At 49.7% G+C, this 2,940-nt stretch carries 2 protein-coding genes; one reads left to right on the top strand and one right to left on the bottom strand.

What is annotated here, in order from left to right; all coding sequences use genetic code 11:
* Positions 1–764 precede the first annotated feature (764 nt).
* Positions 765–2,639 carry an aminotransferase class I/II-fold pyridoxal phosphate-dependent enzyme gene (locus tag BLQ17_RS21760; protein ID WP_176761399.1) on the top strand — a complete coding sequence of 625 codons (1,875 nt, stop codon included), beginning with the start codon at positions 765–767 and terminating at the stop codon, positions 2,637–2,639.
* A 115-nt stretch (positions 2,640–2,754) separates the two neighbouring features.
* Here the strand turns inward: BLQ17_RS21760 and BLQ17_RS23030 are convergent.
* Positions 2,755–2,940: hypothetical protein (locus BLQ17_RS23030; RefSeq protein WP_218121885.1), on the bottom strand; the 186-nt coding region annotated here is incomplete at its 5' end.

Below are 2,940 nucleotides of genomic sequence, written 5' to 3'. Positions count from 1 at the left end.
AGCCTTGCTCCTTTAAAATTCATCATGACAACCTCTGATACCTCATGAAGAGTTGCGTCTTTGGCGAATAAGTCGCTAAAACGGGAATAGCTGGCCCTCTGTTGGATTGCCAGATCTCGAGTTTTTCCGCCAGCTAGTGTTTATTCCAGTCACAAAGGTAGCCAGAAATTCGGGAAGAAATATTTTTATAAAATCTGATAGCCGGGGTAATCCCCCCGAAAGAAAATAGCCAACCCTGGCCGACGAAAGAAGATCGGCCATGGTCCCATATCAACGTGCTACGCTCGATTGACTAGGCTTGGGTTTATGCAGAAACTTGTATATCATGATAAAAATATTATCAAAGCAGGTCATTAACAGAAATATGGTGAAATCGTCGCCGAGACTTCCTCTTTGCCCCTGGGTGCATCTCATTTTTTTTTGGTTTGTAAAAAAGCTTGACCTTGCCCAGAGACAGCTTCTTCGCCTATTATCCTTCTACTGACCAGTGAGAGCTACGATTCAATGAAGACAACACTTCTTTTTCGGTTTAGTGTGAGAGTTTTCTATCAGACATAAGATGAGGGTTGGCTTGGACCTCCTGACCGATTGTGTGATAATTATTATGATAGTTCGTTACACTGTAACTTGTTTGCAATAACAAGATACTATATGAATCCATCACCCCAACGTTGGTATTGCCCATGAGCTTTTTGCCCAAGACACCCCCTTCCGAACAATTTAAGCTGTCACCTATTAAAGCCATGGAGTTGGCAGCCTCACGTGTGCCAAACGTTGTCTCCCTGGCCCAGGGAATTCCAAGCTTTCGCACACCACGCCGAGTCATCCGCTTTGCCCAGGAAAAAATCGCCGCCGGTCTCTGCGACAAGTATTCACTGACCACCGGCCTCACCGAATTACGAGAGGAAATAGCCCTGTCACTGGAAGCAGACGGGCTGTCGTATGACCCGGAACGTGAAATCCTTGTCACTGCTGGCTCAATCGAAGGTATTACCGCCACCCTGCTGGCCTTCACTTCGCCGGGCGATGAGGTATTGCTGCCCAGCCCCTCCTACACCTCCTATCTGGGAGCAGTATCTATTGCCGGTTGCGTACCGAAATATGTTGAGTTGGACGAGGATAATAATTTCGATTTTCAGGTGGAAAAAATTGAACAGGGGATCACCAAAAAGACCAAACTGCTCCTCTACTGCAGTCCCAACAATCCGACAGGCACCCTCTTCTCCCGAGAAAAGACCGAACAGCTGGTCCAAATCTGCGAACGGCACAACCTGACCATCCTCATCGACGAGGTATACAAAGACTTCTATTATGTGGATGAGCCCCATTTCTCAGCCACCCAGATCCCGGAAGCCCGGGAGAGAATTATCCGAGCCTGCTCGTTTTCCAAAGCATACGCCATGACTGGCTGGCGGGTGGGCTTTGTCCACGCCGATAAACAGCGAATCAGCCGCATCGTCAAATTTCACGATGCCATGGTAACCTGCGCCCCGGTGCCGTCCCAATACGCGGCGATCGGCGCCCTGCGGTTCGGCGCTGATTTTCTCGAGGAATTCCGCACCGAGTTCAAAAAACGTCGTAACTACTGCATCACCCGGCTGGACGAACTGTCCCAGGTCATGGATTACCAGGTACCCAAGGCAACCTATTTTGTCTTTCCCCGCATCAAGGACATTGTCAAATACAGTGAGGACAGCCATAGGTTAGCCTATGACATTCTCGATAAAGTTGGGGTAGCGACCGTGCCCGGCGTTGCCTTTGGCCCTTCAGGAGAATCACACCTTCGTATTAACTTTGGCCGGGAGATGGAGGACCTGGAGAAAGGTTTTGACCGACTTGAGGGGTATTTTTTTAAGGTCCACCCCAGGCAAAGGCAGCATAAGACAATCCCTGTAAAAAATCCCCAAGAACCAACTTCAAAACAACCCGGCCACACAATGGTTGGCAGAGGTGCGCGCTTGCTGCTAGCCCATGCCAGCCGCCACTATCTGAAGCGGAATTCGGCTCTGGTCATCGGCATTACCGGTATCAAGGGAAAAACGACAATAAAAAGGACCTTGATTGAGTTGCTCGGCTCAGTGAACAAGACCCGGGGAACCTTGCTCTCCTATAATACCGAAGTGGGCCTGCCGCTCTCCATCTTATGCCTGAAAAACCCGAAAACCGTCAAGGCCAAGCTTCTCTTTCCTCTGCACCTGGCCAAACAGGCGATCTTGGGAAGAGAGGAGGCCGATATACTTATATTTGAATACGGCATCCGCTCCCGCAATGATGCTGAGACCCTGCTGAATATTGCTGTCCCCGACTGGCTCATCGTCAGCGGTGTGGAGGCTGACCCGCATCTGGATTACCCTGCCATTACCGAAGGTATCGACCACATCTCAGCCTGCCTGCCGCCGGAAAGATTACTCTGGATCGGCGACGATCCCTTTGTCAGCACCATGGCTGCGGCCCGACAGGCCCCCCATGTCATTCATGACAGCCAGTTATCGGACGGTCGCCTGAGCACCACCACCACCTATGCCTGCACCAGGGAAACCGTTGGTGCCAATGCCGCCCGCGCTTTGATCACCGCCGTTACGATGGCCGAATTGCTCAACACACCGGCAGATACGATCAAACACTTTCTGCAGGCATAATTATAGCGTAATCTACCCTGCCAAGCCTACATAAATGGGTTTGTTTGTCTGGATCACTCGATTGCAATGTTAAACGCAGCTCCAAACTTACTCTTGCTGACAATTACAGCACGGTTCAATTTGTGCTCGCCCAGAAAATGTCATTAAAAAAATTCTCCATATGATCTGAGATAGTTCCGATTTGATCAGACACTTCACTTGAAAAGGTGAGGGTTACCAGTTTTGATATAGGTGCCAACCAAACATCAAAACATAAGGAGGTAACCCTCATGATCCATGGTAACCAACGCATCGTAAAACA

Origin of the sequence: Desulforhopalus singaporensis (assembly GCF_900104445.1) — a bacterium.
Classification (GTDB): Bacteria; Desulfobacterota; Desulfobulbia; order Desulfobulbales; family Desulfocapsaceae; genus Desulforhopalus_A; species Desulforhopalus_A singaporensis.
The sequence above is the reverse complement of the archived record's forward strand: the minus strand, read 5'-3'. Positions and strand labels throughout refer to the sequence as shown.